Annotated in this window: 15 protein-coding genes and 1 tRNA gene; 4 read left to right on the forward strand and 12 right to left on the reverse strand. The window is 66.7% G+C overall.

Annotated elements, in window-relative coordinates; translation table 11 throughout:
• Nucleotides 1-280 precede the first annotated feature (280 nt).
• Nucleotides 281-1480, forward strand: coding sequence for an acetyl-CoA C-acetyltransferase (locus ABH915_RS17515; RefSeq protein ID WP_370123684.1), 1200 nt, complete (start codon nucleotides 281-283; stop codon nucleotides 1478-1480).
• Nucleotides 1481-1553: 73 nt separating this feature from the next.
• The gene (locus ABH915_RS17520; RefSeq protein WP_018773654.1) at nucleotides 1554-2039 is read left to right on the forward strand and encodes an aminoacyl-tRNA deacylase; all 486 of its coding nucleotides are present in this window, start codon (nucleotides 1554-1556) and stop codon (nucleotides 2037-2039) included.
• A 96-nt stretch (nucleotides 2040-2135) separates the two neighbouring features.
• Here ABH915_RS17520 and ABH915_RS17525 read toward each other — a convergent pair whose 3' ends face one another.
• From ABH915_RS17525 to ABH915_RS17570, 10 genes are all read right to left on the reverse strand, one after another.
• Nucleotides 2136-3974, reverse strand: a complete 1839-nt coding sequence (locus ABH915_RS17525) for a bifunctional UDP-sugar hydrolase/5'-nucleotidase (RefSeq protein ID WP_370123688.1) — start codon at nucleotides 3972-3974, stop codon at nucleotides 2136-2138.
• A gap of 240 nt (nucleotides 3975-4214) precedes the next feature.
• Nucleotides 4215-4589: a 50S ribosomal protein L7/L12 gene (rplL, locus tag ABH915_RS17530; protein WP_018773652.1), complete on the reverse strand. Its 375-nt coding sequence runs from the start codon at nucleotides 4587-4589 to the stop codon at nucleotides 4215-4217.
• Between the two features lie 15 nt (nucleotides 4590-4604).
• A complete protein-coding gene (gene rplJ, locus ABH915_RS17535; protein WP_370123691.1) occupies nucleotides 4605-5261 on the reverse strand; it encodes a 50S ribosomal protein L10 in 657 nt (218 codons plus the stop codon).
• 347 nt (nucleotides 5262-5608) lie between these two features.
• A complete protein-coding gene (locus ABH915_RS17540) occupies nucleotides 5609-6718 on the reverse strand; it encodes a GNAT family N-acetyltransferase (RefSeq protein WP_018773650.1) in 1110 nt (369 codons plus the stop codon).
• Nucleotides 6719-6885: 167 nt separating this feature from the next.
• On the reverse strand, nucleotides 6886-8025 hold the full coding sequence (locus ABH915_RS17545) for a GNAT family N-acetyltransferase (RefSeq protein ID WP_370123695.1): 1140 nt from the start codon (nucleotides 8023-8025) through the stop codon (nucleotides 6886-6888).
• Between the two features lie 175 nt (nucleotides 8026-8200).
• Nucleotides 8201-8908 (reverse strand): 50S ribosomal protein L1, encoded by a 708-nt coding sequence (gene rplA, locus ABH915_RS17550; RefSeq protein ID WP_018773648.1) that lies wholly within the window; start codon nucleotides 8906-8908, stop codon nucleotides 8201-8203.
• A 182-nt stretch (nucleotides 8909-9090) separates the two neighbouring features.
• Nucleotides 9091-9522, reverse strand: coding sequence for a 50S ribosomal protein L11 (gene rplK, locus ABH915_RS17555; protein ID WP_018773647.1), 432 nt, complete (start codon nucleotides 9520-9522; stop codon nucleotides 9091-9093).
• A 147-nt stretch (nucleotides 9523-9669) separates the two neighbouring features.
• On the reverse strand, nucleotides 9670-10512 hold the full coding sequence (nusG, locus tag ABH915_RS17560; protein WP_026537561.1) for a transcription termination/antitermination protein NusG: 843 nt from the start codon (nucleotides 10510-10512) through the stop codon (nucleotides 9670-9672).
• Between the two features lie 113 nt (nucleotides 10513-10625).
• Nucleotides 10626-10910, reverse strand: a complete 285-nt coding sequence (gene secE / locus ABH915_RS17565; RefSeq protein ID WP_026266472.1) for a preprotein translocase subunit SecE — start codon at nucleotides 10908-10910, stop codon at nucleotides 10626-10628.
• Nucleotides 10911-10989: 79 nt separating this feature from the next.
• Nucleotides 10990-11062 (reverse strand) — tRNA-Trp (locus tag ABH915_RS17570).
• A gap of 277 nt (nucleotides 11063-11339) precedes the next feature.
• Between ABH915_RS17570 and ABH915_RS17575 the strand changes: the two genes are divergently transcribed.
• Nucleotides 11340-12557, forward strand: coding sequence for a pyridoxal phosphate-dependent aminotransferase (locus ABH915_RS17575; protein ID WP_370123701.1), 1218 nt, complete (start codon nucleotides 11340-11342; stop codon nucleotides 12555-12557).
• Nucleotides 12558-12640: 83 nt separating this feature from the next.
• Here ABH915_RS17575 and ABH915_RS17580 read toward each other — a convergent pair whose 3' ends face one another.
• Together ABH915_RS17580 and ABH915_RS17585 are read right to left on the reverse strand one after the other, a co-directional pair.
• Nucleotides 12641-13273: a response regulator transcription factor gene (locus tag ABH915_RS17580; protein WP_018773643.1), complete on the reverse strand. Its 633-nt coding sequence runs from the start codon at nucleotides 13271-13273 to the stop codon at nucleotides 12641-12643.
• 65 nt (nucleotides 13274-13338) lie between these two features.
• Nucleotides 13339-14709: a PspC domain-containing protein gene (locus tag ABH915_RS17585; protein ID WP_370123704.1), complete on the reverse strand. Its 1371-nt coding sequence runs from the start codon at nucleotides 14707-14709 to the stop codon at nucleotides 13339-13341.
• Between the two features lie 392 nt (nucleotides 14710-15101).
• On the opposite strand from ABH915_RS17585, the gene ABH915_RS17590 reads away from it, so the two are divergent.
• Entirely contained in the window at nucleotides 15102-16454 is a 1353-nt protein-coding gene (locus ABH915_RS17590; protein ID WP_370123707.1) for a PspC domain-containing protein, read from the forward strand.
• Nucleotide 16455 lies beyond the last annotated feature (1 nt).

Below are 16455 nucleotides of genomic sequence, written 5' to 3' on the forward strand. Positions count from 1 at the left end.
CATGGCTGGTGCACGTGGTAGACGGCACATTGATGGAACAGCTGTCAGGCTAAGCCCACCGCTATATGAAGGCTGAAGGTAAACAGGGAAGACGCAAATATCTACGATACGGCAAAGCAACCTACTTGTCTACCCCACTTCCGGCGGGATTGCAAGCACGAAGTTTCGGCGGAATTTTCCCGGCCTCCTCGCGGCGACGGCGTCCACCCTGCCGAATGGATAGGTGACGGGGCTCACGATAACGTAGACATAAGTCGAAAGTAGATCGGAAGAAAACACCATGAGCAATCCTGCAGACAACAACGATGTTGTCATTCTCGCCGCCGCCCGCACCCCCCAGGGGCGCCTGAACGGGCAGCTGGCCAGCTTCACCGCCGTCGAGCTTGGCACGCACGCCATCCGCGCGGCCCTGGCCGCCAGCGGCGTCAAGGCCGACCAGGTGGACAGCGTGATCATCGGCCAGGTCCTGCAGGCCGGAGCGGGCCAGAACCCTGCGCGCCAGAGCGCCATCGGTGCCGGCATCGGCTGGAACGTGCCGACGGTGACCATCAACAAGGTCTGCCTCTCCGGCCTCACCGCCGTGATCGACGCCGCCCGGATGATCCGCAGCGGGGACGCCACCGTGGTGGTCGCCGGCGGCCAGGAGTCCATGACCCGCGCGCCGCACGTGCTGCCCGGCTCCCGGCAGGGCTGGGCGTACGGCACGGTCCAGGCACTCGACGTGGCCGCGCACGACGGCCTGACCGACGCCTTCGACGGGCAGTCCATGGGACTGTCGACCGAGAGCAAGAACCTGACCCTCGGCATCGACCGGGCCTCCCAGGACGAGGTGGCGGCCCAGTCGCACCAGCGTGCCGCCCGGGCCGCGAAGGACGGAGTCTTCGACAGCGAGATCGCCGCGATGAGCGTCAAGCAGCGCAAGGGCGATCCGATCGCCGTCACCTCCGACGAAGGCATCCGGCCGGACACGACCGTCGAATCCCTGGCCGGCCTGCGGGCGGCGTTCGTCACGGACGGAACCATCACCGCCGGCAACTCCTCTCCCCTGTCCGACGGCGCTGCTGCCCTGGTGCTGAGCAGCCGGAAGTTCGCCGAGGACAACGGCCTCGAGTACCTCGCGGTGGTCGGCAAGCCGGGCCAGGTCGCCGGGCCGGACAACTCGCTCCATTCCCAGCCCTCGAACGCCATCAAGAACGCCCTGGACAAGGCCGGATGGTCCGCCGCGGACCTCGATTTCATCGAAATCAACGAGGCTTTCGGTTCCGTCGCGGTGCAGTCCCTGAAGGACCTCAACTACCCGCTGGAGCAGTGCAACATCCATGGCGGAGCCATCGCCCTGGGCCACCCGATCGGGGCCTCCGGTGCCCGGCTGGCCCTGCACGCGGCCCACGAACTCAAGCGCCGGGGTACCGGCAGGGCGGCCGTGTCCCTGTGCGGCGGCGGCGGCCAGGGCGAGGCGCTGCTGCTGTACCGCGACTAACACCGGCAACCGGCGCCCCGGGAACACCGGGCGGACCGGCAACAGCCACCAGGAGTCAGGAAGGTTTGACGCGATGCCAGAGCAGAAAACGGCCAGCGGCCGCGAGCGGTTCCTTGCCGACGCCGCGGCGCGCGGGCTGCACGTCGAGGTCGTCGAGCGCCTCGCCGCCCGCAGCCTTGAGGAGGCGGCCGGCATCCTCGGGATCCGGCCTGCGGATATCGTGAAGTCGCTCGTGGTCAAGCACAAGGACGGCAGTTTCCTGTTCGCCCTGGTCCCCGGCGACCGGCAGATTTCCTGGCCCAAGCTGCGGGCACTGCTGGGCGTCAACAAGCTCTCGCTGCCGGCGGCGGATACCGCCTTCGAGGCCACTGGGTACGAGCGCGGGACCATCACACCGCTCGGCAGCATCCGCCCCTGGCCGGTCTACGCCGACCAGACCATCACGGGCCGGCGGATCTCCATGGGCGCCGGGGAGCATGGCTATAGCGCGTTCGTGGACGCGGACGCCCTGACGGCGGCGCTGGGCGCCGTCGTCGCCGACATCACCGAACCCAACTAGCCCGCCCGGGTTAAAAGCAACGCGGGGTCACTTCGGGCCCATCCGGACGGTCGGGATGGGCGCGAAGTGACCCCGCGTTGCTGTTTTAACCGGGCGTCAGGCGGTGACTGTCAGCGGCGCTCCGTTGACGGTGAGCCGCCAGTTGGCCTGGCTGAACACGGCGACGTCCAGGGAACCGCGGTCCACTACGTAGTCGATGATGCGCTGCCGGATCTCCTGCTGGCTGTTCGAGAGCACCGGCGCGCTCTTCACGGCCGGGAAGTTGCCGCCGCCGCTCTGCCGGTAGTTGTTGATGGCCAGGGCGAATTCCTGCTCGGGCCGCAACGCCTGGCCGCCGTAGCTGAGGTTGGCGATCCGGTCCCCCACCGGCCGGGCAAGGTCGATCTCGTAGTTCAGCGGCGCGTCGAGTCCGTAAACGACGTCGTAGTTATAGTCGGGCGTGCCGTTCGGGGCCACGGCCGTCACTGCGTTGGTGACGTCCTGGGCCCTGGCCGTGGTGCCCGCCACCGGCTTGAAGTACTGCGCGGACCACTCCAGGTAGGCCTTGACCTGCGCTCCGGTGACCTTGATGGCGAGCAGCGTGTTGTCGAAGATGTACAGCCCCGCGACATCGCGGATGGTCAGCGGTCCGGCTTTGACGTCGACGGCGCGGGAGAAGGCCGCCGCAATGGACAGGACGGGCAGCCCCGCCGCCGGACCGTTGGCGAGCTCGGCCTTGATGGTGCTGGCCTGGACGTAATTGATGGCGTCAATCGCGGCGGAGTCTTCCCAGCAGGCGGTGGCCGTGCTCAGCGGCGCCGTCGAGGTCCCGATAACCTCGTTGACGTAGCTCACCGTGGCGTCGTGCCCGGCCTCGACGGCCCGGACGACGGCGGGATCGGCGTCGGCGGTCTTGGCGTCCAATAGGTGCGAATGCGCCGCGGTGACGGTCCACCGCCCCTTGTCCCTGGCGAGCTCGAGGTCCATGACGGAGACGCGCATGCCCCACTTGAGCGGCTCGGTCAGCAGCACCTGCCTGCCCGTCTCCTTGTTCGTTACGAAGCGCTCGGGGATCTCCAAGTGGGCGTGCCCGACCAGGATGGCGTCGATGCCGGGGACTTCCTCGGCAAGCTGGGTGGATGCGTTCTCGGGGAAGGGCAAGGCGTCGCCGTAGGAGGACCCGGGGGTTGCCCCCGAATGGCTCGTGACGATCACGACGTCGGCCCCGGCCGCCTTGACTTGCGGGATGACAGTCCGGGCCTCTTCGACGATGCCGTTGAAATCGAGCTTGCCCTGCACGTTGTCGCGGTCCCAGAGCGCGCAGCCCGGCGTCACAAAGCCGACCAGGCCGACCGTCAGCCAGCCGCTGCCGGTCTTGATCCGCTTCAGGACGTAGGGGGTGAAGGCGCGCCCGCCCGTCACGGCGTCGTGGACGTTGGCGCCCAGCAGGGGAAAGTCCAGTTGCCGCTCCCAAGTGCGCAGGAGTCCAATGCCGTAGTTGAACTCGTGGTTGCCCAGCCCCACGGCGTCGTAGCCGACCGCGTTCATGGCCAGCGCCATGGGGTGTTTCACGGTTGCCGATGCGGGGTTGATCTTGGCGAAGTAGTAGGCCAGGGGTGTGCCCTGGATGGTGTCCCCGGCGTCGATGGTCAGCGTGTTGGCCGCGCCGCGTTCGGCCCGCATGGCGTTGATCAGCGTCGCTGCCTGGGCGATTCCGATCTTGTTCCCGGCGGCGTCGGCATAGGGCGCGTTCTTGAAGTAGTCCCAGTTGAAGACGTTGTTGTGCAGGTCCGTGGTGCCGAGCACCGTCAGGGTAAACGGCTTCTTTGTGTTTGCCTGGCCGGGGGCGGCCTGTGCCGCCGGGGCTCCGGTCAGCGCGGCGGCGGCTGCTCCGCCGCCCACGAGGGCTGCCGCGAGCATGGCGCGGCGGGAAGGGGAAGTGTTTGGGTCCGTCATTGTGGGTGAACTCCTGGACGTTGGGGGCCGGTGGGCACAAATCCAAAGTTTAGGGTCACGCCGTCAAGTGCGACAGGGGTATCAGAAAAACTTTGCCGAATCCTTGGTTACGGTTCACCGGCGGCTGCTTCCGGCGCGGCCACTTCGCTGTCAGGCCGCAGAACGCAGGAAACCCCGCCCACTGAGTGGACGGGGTTTCCTTCGAGCAGTGCGGACCGCGATTGATCCGGACGGCGGGTGTTACTTGAGGGTAACGCGGGCGCCAGCTTCTTCGAGCTGAGCCTTTGCCTTCTCGGCAGCTTCCTTGGTGGCGCCTTCGAGAACAGCCTTGGGTGCGCTGTCAACCAGGTCCTTGGCTTCCTTGAGGCCCAGGGAGGTGATGGCGCGAACTTCCTTGATCACTGCGATCTTCTTGTCGCCAGCAGCTTCGAGGATGACGTCGAAGTCAGTCTTCTCTTCAGCTTCTTCAGCAGCACCGGCAGCGGGGCCGGCAACGGCAACAGCGGCAGCGGTAACTTCGAAGGTCTCTTCGAAGAGCTTGACGAACTCGGAGAGCTCGATGATGGTCAGTTCCTTGAAAGCTTCAATGAGCTCTTCGTTGGTGAGCTTCGCCATGGTGTGGCGTCCTTCCTATAGTGGTGCCCGGCGGGCCTGAGGCTCGCTGTCGCACCGGAGTCTTATGGAGAAGAGGACTAGTTTCTCTTCGGGGGCTGCGGCTTCGGCCGGTGCTTCGGCCTCGGCTGCTGCATCTGCTGCGGGAGCTTCTTCAGCGGCGGGTGCTTCGGCTGCTGCCGGGGCACCGTTCTCTTCTTCAAGCTTGAGGCGCAGTGCGTCGATGATGCGTGCAGCGGCGGCGGCAGGAGCCTTGAGGATCCCTGCAACCTTGGCGAGCTGCAGCTCACGGGACTCGAGTGCTGCCAGAGCAGCAACTTCGCTGGCGTTCAGTGCCTTGCCCTCGAAGTAACCGGTCTTGATGACCAGCTGCTTGTTGGCCTTGGCAAAATCCGTCAGGCTCTTGGCAGCTGCAACTGCGTCACCCTTGATGAACGCGATTGCAGTGGGGCCGGCGAGCTGACCGTCGAATGCTTCGACACCAGCTTCCTTGGCTGCAATGGCGGTCAGGGTGTTCTTGACGACCGAGAACTTGGTTTCCTGGCCGAGAGAGACACGCAGCTGCTTGAGCTGTGCAACGGTGAGCCCGCGGTATTCGGTCAGGACAGCGGCGTTCGATTCCTTGAAATCGTTAGTGATCTCAGCTACTGCTGAAACCTTGCTAGGCGTTGCCATAACCCTCCTTCCGGGGATAGTGCCGGTATGTCCGGGTCCCCGCTCAAAAGAGCTAAAACTAAAAAACGCCCCGCGCAGATGCACGGGGCTTGTCTCGACGCGGTCCATGACCGCGGAGCTTTGCTTCGTTCACCTGCGCTGGCCGCCCTATGTTCAGGGTCCTTCGTCCGGAAATCCACTGCGCTCTCCCGGCGCGACTGCAGAAGTGAGTCTTGCTTGGGAGAGTGGATTTCCAACAACCGACGGTCTTTGGTCCTCCAAGCTTACGGGACGCGGCGCGCGTGTTCCAAATCGGGCTCGGCGGACAGGGGTCGCGGTGGGGTCGCGGTGGACTTCGGCCCGGAGCCTCAGCTGACTGCTGGTCCGAAGTTGGGGAGTTCCTTTTGCCAGAGACCGGTCACGCCCGCCGTCGTGAAGCCGAGCTGCTGGTTGACCTTCAGGAGGTAGCGGTTCTCCGGGGCGTTCCACGTGTACAGGACACGGGCGTCCGGAAACTGTTCGCTGAGCCGTTCCATGTTGGCGACCTTGATCAGCAGCCCGAGCTTGTTGCCGCGGTGTTCCTGCAGCACCACGGTGTCGTCCTGGAAGACGACGTCCGGGCGCAGGGCCAGGACACTGATGGTGGTCAGGCCCACGAGCGTCCCGCTGGCGATGTGCTCGACGGCGGTGACCACCGTCCGGCGGCCCTGGGCAATGGTGACTTCCTCCGCTTCCCGGAGGATGCCGCCGTCGAACACCATTTCCTGGGCATCCGGCCCCGGCACTTCGTCCTCACCTGCCTGGTTTTCCAGGGCGGCGACGGCCTCGAGCCACTGGTCAGGACACCGGTCCGTCCAGTGGTGCAGACGGTAGCGGCCGGCATTGGCCTCCTCGGCCTCGGCCTCAAGGTCGGCGACGAGTTTGGTGTCCAGCGGCAACGCGCAGGAGCTGAACTGTTCGATGTGCTGCAGGGTGTAGCCGGTGTGGCGGGCAAATTCCACGTCACGGCTGCCCAACGGGACGAACCCGACACCGCTGCCGGGCACGAGCTGTTCGGCCTCAGGGTCCGTCAGGGTTGATCCCGGGTGGTTGGTGTCGATCAGGATCGTGTGGCGGCCCTCGTCCCGGGCGAAATGTTCGGCGGCCTCCAGCAGCTGCCTCCCCACGCCCTGGCGCCGGAATTCGGGCAGGATGTCGAGCGTAAATTCGGCGAGATCGAGGTTGTCCACGAGCGGCAGGGCGATGTCCGCCGTCCCGACAATCACGCCGTCGATCTTGGCGACGAGGATCACCTGGCGTTCGTAGGGGTCCGCCATCTCAAGAAGCTTTTCCTGCGGCGCGTAGGCGAGGTCGTCGGTGCCCCAGGTCTGCATCCGGACCCTGCGCCCCACCTCGATGGCGGCGAGAAAGTCGGCGGCATCGGGCGCGTCGAGGGAATCGGGGATCCACAGCTGCTCAATCCGTACATCGTTTGCCATAGAGGGCATCTTCCCAGCCGTTGTGCCACCCACCATCGGTACGGCCCGGCTCAAGCCGGGCTTTCAACCGCCAGCATATGCCGGTTTGGGCCGCTGTTCCATTGGTGACGCCGGGCAGGTTCCGCTCCAGTCGGTGCCCGGCAGTTTCTGCCCCGTTCGGCGCCCGGTCAGTTCCGGATCTCATTGCCGTCGGCTGCGCCCGCGGCGGCAGCGGTCCGCTGCCACTCGCCGTCGTAGCCCGCCGGCTTGAAGCCCAGTGCGATGTTAATGCCGAGCATGTGATCGTTTTCGGCCGCGTTATAGGTCAGGACGCGCCGGACTGCGGGGTACGCCTCCCGCAGCAGGCGCAGGTTGCGGATCTTGATGAGCATGCCAAGCCGGTGGCCGCGGTGGCCCACCGCGACCAGGGTGTCGTCCTGGTTGGCCAGCCATGGCTTGTCGGCTGTTGTCTGCAGGACGGTATAGGCGGCCAGTTCACCGCTGGACCGGTGCCGTGCCGCCACCACGAGGGAGGACTGGCCGGCCCGCCGCCAGGTGTCCTCGACGTGGCGGACCCGGGCGACGTCCCAGATTTCCGGGTCGTAGCTCAGCGCTCCGGAGGGGGCGTCGGTGCTCATCCGGGACATCAGCACCGCGAGCTGGGTGGCATGCTTTTCCGGGCAGGAATCGGTCCAGTGCAGCAGTTCGTAGTCCGCCGAGCGGGCCAGGGCGTCCCGTTCCAGGGCGTCGAGGTCCGCAGCGGGCGGGACGTCGAGCGCACTAAACCGTTCGACCTGTTCCAGGCGGTAGCCGGCTTTTCCGGCGAAACGGACTCCCGGCGCGCTGGCGGGCAGCGCCCCGGTCCCAGTGGCGGGCCTAATGAGGTTGGGGCCATCGACGTCGAAATCGGCCGGGTGCTCCGTGAAGGTCTGCAGGATTGTCCGCCCGTCGGCGGCGGCCAGCGCCTCGGCGTGCTCCAGCAGTGCCCGGCCGATCCCCCGCCCGGCGAAAGCATCCAGGACGCTCACGTGCAGCAGCGCACTGCCCAGGTTCTCCTGCAGTTCGCAACGGACCCAGGAGTTGGCCGCCATGCGTCCGTCGACGCGGACGAAGAAGAGCCGCAGCCGGGAGTACGCCGTGTCCCGCCAGTACTGCAGGCGGGCCGCCGCGGACGTTGCCCGGTCCAGGTTGCCCCAGCTCTGCAGGATGAGCTCATCGCAGAGGTCCATGAATTCGAGGAACTCCGCTGTATCAGCGGCGTCGGGGTCAGCGGGATCAAGGCTGGCGGGCAGGGAGAGTTCCTCGATGAGGTACGACGGCGTAGTCACCGGGACAGCCTAACCGGCAAGTCCGGCGGCTCCAAGGGTCCCGGACGCCCGGGGTTCCCGGGGCACTGGGGTCCCCGGGGCAGGACGGCGAAAGGCCGCCCCGCAGTTGCGGGACGGCCTTTTGCTGGAACCGGCGACGCCAGCGTGGCTGACGGTTCCGAGGATCCGGTGAGGACTAGACCTCGGTCAGGACCTTGGTGACGTTGGGGTCAACCGAGATGCCCGGGCCGAACGTGGTGGCCACGGTGGCCTTCTGGATGTAGCGGCCCTTGGAAGCGGACGGCTTGAGGCGAAGAACCTCTTCCAGTGCGGCTGCGTAGTTCTCGGCCAGCTTGATGGCGTCGAACGAAACCTTGCCGATGATGAAGTGCAGGTTCGAGTGCTTGTCGACGCGGAAGTCGATCTTGCCGCCCTTGATGTCGTTGACGGCCTTGGCGACGTCAGCGGTCACGGTGCCCGTCTTCGGGTTCGGCATCAGGTTACGCGGACCCAGGACCTTACCGAGGCGGCCAACCTTGCCCATGAGGTCAGGGGTGGCGACGGCGGCGTCGAAGTCGGTCCAGCCGCCGGCGATCTTTTCGATCAGGTCATCGGAACCAACGAAGTCCGCGCCGGCTGCGATTGCAGCCTCAGCTTTGTCGCCCGTTGCGAAGACGAGGACGCGGGCGACCTTACCGGTGCCGTGCGGCAGGTTGACGGTGCCGCGGACCATCTGGTCGGCCTTACGCGGGTCAACGCCGAGGCGGAAAGCGACCTCAACGGTGGCGTCGAACTTGGACGGGTTGGTGTCCTTGGCGAGCGTCACTGCCTCGAACGGCGCGTAGAACTTCTCCGCGTCGATCTTGGCCGCGGCTGCCTCATATGCTTTGCTGCGCTTTGCCATGCTGCTTATTTCTCCTTGTGCAGTTGTGGTCTGCGGACCGCGCTGGGCCCTGCCACAGGCGGCATTCCGGCTTGTATCCGTTCCGGAATTCCGCTTTTCATTGTTTAGGTGGTGCCGGCTGGCCGGCGGTGCTGACGGCGTCGTGACCGGTTTCCCGATCCCGGCGCATCAGCGGTGGGGAATTAACCCTCGACGGTGATACCCATGGAGCGGGCGGTGCCGGCGATGATCTTCGCTGCGCCTTCGAGGCTGGTGGCGTTGAGGTCTTCCATCTTGGTGGTGGCGATCTCGTTGACCTGGGCCTGGGTCAGCTTGGCAACCTTGACGGTGTGCGGGGTAGCCGAACCCTTGGCGACGCCTGCAGCCTTCTTGATGAGCTCTGCAGCCGGCGGGGTCTTGGTGATGAACGTGAAGGAACGGTCTTCGTAGACCGTGATCTCCACGGGGATAACGTTGCCGCGCTGGGCTTCCGTCGCAGCGTTGTACGCCTTGCAGAATTCCATGATGTTGACACCGTGCTGGCCAAGCGCAGGACCGATCGGCGGGGCCGGGTTAGCGGCACCTGCCTGGATCTGCAGCTTGATGAGGCCGGTGACCTTCTTCTTGGGAGCCAATGTAGGTCCTTCTCTCAAATACGTCCTGGGGCACAGGAGCGTGCCTCAGGTTGGTGGCCGCCATGGCGAGGCGGCCGGCCGCCCCGTGGCTGCTAAGCGGGCAGCCCGGGGCGAATTCTTGTAGTCCAGCTGGATCTTACGGTTCAGCTAGATCTTGCTGACCTGGTTGAACGCCAGGGTGACCGGAGTCTCGCGTTCGAAGATGGACACCAGCACCACGAGGGTCTGGGAATCGATCTTGATCTCGGAGATCGTGGCGGGGAGGGTCTCGAACGGGCCTTCCTTGACGATGACCGACTCTCCAACCTCGAAGTCGACGTCGACCTGGGCGGCGGCGTGCTTGACCGGCTTGCCCTTCTCGGCCTGCTCTTCTTCGAAGACCGGCGCGAGCATGGAGAAGACCTCATCGAGGCGCAGCGGGACCGGGTTGTGGGCGTTGCCCACGAAGCCGGTGACACCGGGTGTGTGGCGGACGGCACCCCAGGAAGCGTCCGTCAGGTCCATGCGGACCAGGACGTAGCCGGGGATGCGGACGCGGTTGATGACCTTGCGCTGAGCGTTCTTGATCTCAACGACTTCCTCCATCGGAACCTGGATTTCGAAGATGTAATCTTCCATGTCCAGGGTCTGGATGCGGGTCTCAAGGTTGGCCTTGACGCGGTTCTCGTAGCCTGCGTAGGAGTGGATGACGTACCAGTCACCCTCCTGGCGGCGCAGCTTGGCCTTGAACTCGTCGGCGGGGTCGACGTCGGCCTTGGCGGCCGCCGCTGCCAGCACGTCGGCGTCGTCAGCGTCAGCCTCATCAGCGTCGGTGTCGTCAGCGTCGCCTGCTTCTGCGTCGTCTGCCGCTTCTTCCGTGGCTACGGCCTCGTCAGTGACGTCGGATTCGGGCGCAGCAGACACAGCCTCGGATTCTTCCGCGGCTTCCACCGCGGCGTCCTGGCTCTTATCCAGCTCAGTCTCAGTTACCTCGAGCTCCTGCTCAGACACTTGGTCTCCTGCTTCCTCATTGCCTAACATGCCTATTTAAATGACTCAATTCCGCACACCCCGCGGAATCTCCGGTTTCCCGGGGAATCCACGCAGTCTGCGGACCGGTCGCCTTAGCTGTCCGTGGGGGCGCTGCCGCCGAAGACCCAGCTGACCGCGGTCCCAAAGGCCAGGTCCAGCAAGGTGACGATCACCATCATGATGGTCACGAACACCAGTACCACGAGTGTGTAGTTGATCAGTTCTTTGCGGGTCGGTGCGACGACCTTCTTCAGTTCGCCAATGACCTGGCGGATGAAGATCGCGATACGAGCGAAGAAGCCGGGCTTGGCGGCATTCTTGGCGGGGCGGCCTTTGGAGCTGCTGGCAGCTGTTTCGGTCACCTGGTCCTCACTCATCCTCGCAATGATCGGATACCCGGCTCTGAACTGAACCATGGTTGCTGCGCTGGTTCCGGATGATCCGGAACAGCATGCGCAGGGCAGACAGGACTCGAACCTGCAACCTGCGGTTTTGGAGACCGCTGCGCTACCAATTGCGCCACTACCCTTCGGGGAGAAAATTCGCTCCGGCCGACGCGTCCCACAGGCTTCCCTGAGGCGCAGGCCATCATCGTGTTTTCAACACCGGAGAACCAGTCTACGCAACAACTGCGCCTACGTCGAACCGGCCCTCTTTGGGACCCCTGCGTGCCTGCGAAAACCAACTGACAGCCGCCAGTCATATTCGGGTTCAGGCACCCCGGGGGATCCGCTGAACAGCATAGAGTAGATTTCGTCGAATCCCATATCCAGCCTTCCAGCTGCCAGCGAAGAACGGACCCGCCCATGTCTGCTGCCCGCATTTCCCAGCGCATTTCCGCCATAGCCGAATCCGCCACTCTGGCCGTCGATGCCAAGGCGAAGGCGCTGAAGGCAGCCGGCCGGCCGGTCATCGGCTTCGGTGCCGGGGAACCCGATTTCCCGACCCCCGGCTATATTGTGCAGGCCGCCATCGAGGCCGCCAGCCAGCCGAAGTACCACCGCTACTCCCCCGCCGGCGGGCTTCCCGAGCTGAAGCAGGCCATCGCGGACAAGACCTTCCGGGATTCCGGGTACCAGGCGGCGGCGTCCCAGGTGCTGGTGACTAACGGCGGCAAGCAGGCCGTCTACAACACCTTCGCCACCCTGCTGGATCCGGGCGACGAGGTCATTGTTCCCACCCCGTTTTGGACCACCTACCCGGAGGCCATCCGGCTGGCCGGCGGCGTGCCGGTGGAGGTCTTCGCGGGCCCGGAGCAGGGCTACCTGGTCACCGTGGACCAGCTGGAAGCGGCCCTGACCGAGCGCACCAAGATCCTGCTCTTCGTTTCCCCGTCCAACCCCACCGGCGCCGTGTACTCGCCGGAGCAGGTCAGGGAGATCGGCCAGTGGGCAGCGTCCAAGGGCCTCTGGGTTGTCACTGACGAGATCTACGAGCACTTGACCTACGACGGTGTGCCGTTCACCTCGATCGCCACCGCAGTTCCCGAGCTGGGCGACAAGGTGGTCATCCTCAACGGCGTTGCCAAGACCTATGCCATGACCGGCTGGCGTGTGGGCTGGATGATCGGGCCCGCGGATGTCATCAAGGCCGCCACCAACCTGCAGTCGCATGCGACGTCGAACGTCTCCAACATCCCCCAGGTCGCCGCCCTCGCGGCAGTGTCCGGGCCGCTGACCGCCGTCGATGAGATGAAGGTGGCCTTTGACCGCCGCCGCAAGGCGATCGTCGCGGGCCTGAACGCAATTGACGGCGTTGACTGCCCGACGCCGAAGGGCGCCTTCTACGTGTACGCGGACGTCCGCGCGCTGCTGGGGAAGGAGTTCCCGTCCGCGAACGGTCCGGTGCGGCCGGCCACCTCTGCCGAACTCGCGGCGCTGATCCTGGACGAGGTGGAAGTGGCCGTGGTTCCCGGCGAGGCGTTCGGCCCGTCCGGCTACCTGCGCCTGTCCTACGCGCTCGGCGACGACGACCTGGCCACGGGCGTCGGCCGCCTGCAGGACTTCCTCGGCAAGGCCAAGTAGCCCACCCCAGACCCCGGATGCGCTATCACGTAGGTTCCTTATCGCCGCGGCATAAGGACCCTACGTGATAGCGCATCCTTGGGTTAAAGCAGGCGGCGCTCGGCGGCCCAGCGGGTCAGCTCGTGGCGGCTGGAGAGCTGCAGCTTGCGGAGCACTGCCGAGACGTGGGTTTCAACGGTCTTGATCGAGATGAACAGTTCCTTGGCCACCTCCTTGTAGCTGTAGCCGCGGGCGATAAGGCGCATCACTTCGAGCTCCCGTGCCGAGAGCTTGTCCAGCTCGTCGTCGGCTATGTCCGCGGGGGCCGTGCCGAACGCGTCCAGGACGAAGCCCGCGAGCCGGGGTGAGAAGACGGCGTCGCCGCCGGCCACGCGGCGGACGGCGCCGCTGATCTCCGCGCCGGAAATTGTCTTTGTGACATAGCCGCGTGCGCCGGCCCGGATCACGGACACCACATCTTCCGCCGCATCGGAGACGCTTAGGGCCAGGAACCGCGTGGCGCCCAGCAGCGGCGCCGAGCCGGCCAGGACCTCGCGTCCCCCGCCACCCCGGCCGCCGGGAAGGTGGACGTCAAGCAGCACGACGTCGGGGCGCTGGACTGCGATGACGGCGATTGCCTCCTCCACGGTTCCGGCCTCCCCCGCGACGACGATGTCCGGGTCCAGGTCCGCTTTCAACCCGGAGCGGAAGATGGCGTGGTCGTCCACGATCACCACCCGGACCGGTGCAGGCTTTCCCAGCGTATGGCTTCCTGGCGCAGGGTTTCCTGATGCGGGGCTGGTCACGGTTTGGCCTCTCCGTTGGCGTTGTTGGCAGCGGCAGGTGCGGCGGCGGTGATGGGCAGCCGGAGCCGCACCTCGGTACCGTCCGGGCTGCTGATGATGGCGGCGGTGCCGCCGTGGCGGTTCATCCGGCCGATGATCGATTCCCGGACGCCGAGCCGGTCCGGGGGAACGGAATCAGGGTCGAAGCCCGGGCCCCGGTCCTTGACGAAAACTTCCGCGGCGGCGTCGGTGACTTCCAGGTACACGGACACAGCGCCGCCGCCGTGCCGGGCGGCGTTCAGCATGGCCTCGCGGGATGCCTGGACGAGGGCCTCGTGGCGCTGGGTCATGACGCAGTCCCCCACGCTGACCACCTCAACCGCGTGTCCCAGGGCGTCTTCAACCTCTGCGGCGGCGGCCTTGATGCTGTCGGACAGCTGGCCGGATTCCCTGTCGGCGTCCCGATACAGCCAGCCCCGCAGTTCGCGCTCCTGCGCGCGGGCCAGCCTGATGACATCGTGCTCGTTCCCGGCACGGCGCTGGATCAGGGCGAGGGTCTGCAGCACGGAGTCATGGAGGTGGGCGGCGATCTCGGCACGCTCGGTGGCGCGGACCCGCCCCGCGCGCTCGGTTTCCAGGTCGCGCCAGAACTTCAGCCCCCATGGCAGCAGCACCAGGGCCACGCCGCCCAGCACGGCCACCGAGGCAAGGAGGGCGAGCCAGGTCTGCTCCCAGGACCCCGAGCCGGAAACCATAACCAGCACTCCGGCCACGACGAGGGCGAGCCCGGCCGCGAGGCGGGCCCAGCCGCCGGCCTGGTCCGCCTTGGTCTTGTCCACGAGCCCTGCCCGGCGGGTCTCGTCCAGTTGCATCCAGGCGATCGCGGCTCCGCCCAGGATGGCCGCGACCGGGATCAGGGTGCCCAGCGGCACGTCAACACCCAGGAGGCGTGCGATCAGGATCCCGGCGGCCAGCAGCAGGCCTGCGCCCAGCAGGATCTCCTTGCCGAACGGCATGCCGGAGAATTTGGTCCGCCAGGGCCCCGTCGGCCCTGTCGCGGGCGTGCCACGGGGATCAGGGGCACCCGGCGCGTCGGGCGCGCCGGGCCTCTTTGCGACGTCGGGGGTCTCCGGGAAGCTCACTGCCGGAGCGATGGGCGACGCAGGGCGGCGGGCGTTGCGCCGGGCGCTTTCATCCGCCGTGGGGACCATGATCCAGAGCCAGGCGTAGAAGGCCACACCGGCCCCGCCAGCGAGCGCAGCCACCACCATGCCGATCCTGACCATCCGCACCGGCCAGCCCAGGTGGTTGGCGAGGCCCGCGCACACGCCGGCAATCACGCGATCGCTGCTGCGGACCAGCGGCGGGCGGGCGGGCGCGGTTGTCATGGATCAATCCAAGCACGGATCGGGGTTCCCCGGACGCGTTTGAGGGCCCAACCCGGGGGCCGCTCAGGGACCGTTCAGGGTGTTCCCCAGTAGAGCCCGGCACCGGGAACGGGAAGGATCGAAGTATGAACCCGCACACTCCGCACCCCGATGAAGGCACAGCCTCCGCAGACCGGCCGGCCACGGATCGATCCCACCCGGAACTTCCAAACCCGGAACTTCCAAACCCGGAACGTCCAAACCCGGAACTTCCAAACCCGGAACGTCCCGCCACGGAACTTCCGGACCCAGAGCTTCCAGGCACGGGCCAGCCCGCTCCGGCCTTCGCCGGGCCGGGCGGCGCGCCGCCGGAGCCGCCGCCGCTATACCCGCCCGGGGACCCGAATGGACCGTTGCCCGGCCGGCAAACCCAGAATTTCTTCGACTGGATCCGCAGCCAGGGCATCTACCGCGGACGCGACCGCTGGATCGGCGGCGTGGCCAGTGGCATAGCCCACCGGCTCGGCGTCGACCCGCTGATTATCCGCGGTGTCCTGATTGTCCTGACCGTCTTCGCCGGAGTTGGCGTGCTCGCCTACGGCCTGGCCTGGGCGTTGCTGCCTGAGCCTGACGGCCGCATTCACGTCCAGGAGGCCGCCGCAGGCCGGTGGACCGCCGGCATGACCGGCGCCCTCATCACCTCGGTCATCGGTTTCCCCAGCCTGGGCACCGGGGTCTGGGGCTGGGACCGCTTCGGCTTCGGCGCCTTCGTCTGGACCGTCTTCTGGGTGGGCGGCGCCATCTACCTCGTCTACTACCTGACCCAACGCAACAAGATCCGGAACGGAGCCACTCCCATGTCATCGCGATACGACTCCGGCAGCCCGGCCGGCGGCGCGGCTTTCGTGGTCAACCCCCGCACTGACGCCGGGCCGCAATCCGCAGGCAGCTTCCCGCAGGGCGGCGGCCAGGCATATGGCCACCCCGCTGACAGCTCTCGAGCCACCGGCGCCGGCCCGGACTGGGGTCCGAATCCGCCGTCGGGACCCCTAGCGTCCGGCCCCTTCCCGCCCGGCCCCGTTCCCCCGGGCGGCTATGGCCCGGGGCCCGGCGCCACACCGCCCCCTCCGGCCGCACGCAACCTTGGCCCGGGCACTCCGGCGGTCGCCATCACCGTCGGCTCCGCCCTCCTGGTGGGCGGCGGCATCAAGGCCCTCGACGCCGCCAACGTGATCGATCTCGGCGATGCCGGCAATGCGCTGGTCTGGGCCTTCGGCGCGGCCATCCTGGGTCTCGGGATCCTCGTCGCGGGGCTGCGGGGGCGGACCTCCGGGATCCTGGGCTTCTTCGCGGTCGTGGCCCTGCTGATCGGCGCGATCTTCAGCGTGGTCCCTCACGGGGACAGGTTCCGCTTCCAGAACGCCGATTGGACGCCCTCGAGCATTGAACAGGCACAAGGCGGCTTCGAGATCACCGGAGGCACCGGAACCGCCGACCTGACCAAGTTGGCGCTGAATCCGCCCCTGGGCTCCGACGTCGTAGTTCCGATCGACGCGACGGCCAGCAACCTCACCGTCGTCATCCCCACCACTGTCCCGGTGCACGTCCAGGCGGACATGACCATGGGCAACCTCCACGACGGCAACCAGGACCGCGGCGGCATCACGAAGCAGCAAAGCGACTACAACGCCTCGAAGCCGGGCGCCCGGCTGGTCCTGGAGATCTCCGGCACCGTCAGCAACGTGACCATCAAGGAAGGCAACTGAC

The organism is Arthrobacter sp. MW3 TE3886 (assembly GCF_041262145.1).
GTDB lineage: Bacteria > Actinomycetota > Actinomycetes > Actinomycetales > Micrococcaceae > Arthrobacter.

Bases quoted from the DNA above. Each gene is read 5' to 3' on its own strand.
- rplA (WP_018773648.1), bottom strand. From the start codon at position 8,908: ATGGCAAAGCGCAGCAAAGCATATGAGGCAGCCGCGGCCAAGATCGAC.
- rplJ (WP_370123691.1), bottom strand. From the start codon at position 5,261: ATGGCAACGCCTAGCAAGGTTTCAGCAGTAGCTGAGATCACTAACGAT.
- ABH915_RS17515 (WP_370123684.1), top strand. From the start codon at position 281: ATGAGCAATCCTGCAGACAACAACGATGTTGTCATTCTCGCCGCCGCC.
- ABH915_RS17520 (WP_018773654.1), top strand. From the start codon at position 1,554: ATGCCAGAGCAGAAAACGGCCAGCGGCCGCGAGCGGTTCCTTGCCGAC.
- ABH915_RS17585 (WP_370123704.1), bottom strand. From the start codon at position 14,709: ATGACAACCGCGCCCGCCCGCCCGCCGCTGGTCCGCAGCAGCGATCGC.
- ABH915_RS17525 (WP_370123688.1), bottom strand. From the start codon at position 3,974: ATGACGGACCCAAACACTTCCCCTTCCCGCCGCGCCATGCTCGCGGCA.
- ABH915_RS17540 (WP_018773650.1), bottom strand. From the start codon at position 6,718: ATGGCAAACGATGTACGGATTGAGCAGCTGTGGATCCCCGATTCCCTC.
- secE (WP_026266472.1), bottom strand. From the start codon at position 10,910: ATGAGTGAGGACCAGGTGACCGAAACAGCTGCCAGCAGCTCCAAAGGC.
- ABH915_RS17575 (WP_370123701.1), top strand. From the start codon at position 11,340: ATGTCTGCTGCCCGCATTTCCCAGCGCATTTCCGCCATAGCCGAATCC.
- rplL (WP_018773652.1), bottom strand. From the start codon at position 4,589: ATGGCGAAGCTCACCAACGAAGAGCTCATTGAAGCTTTCAAGGAACTG.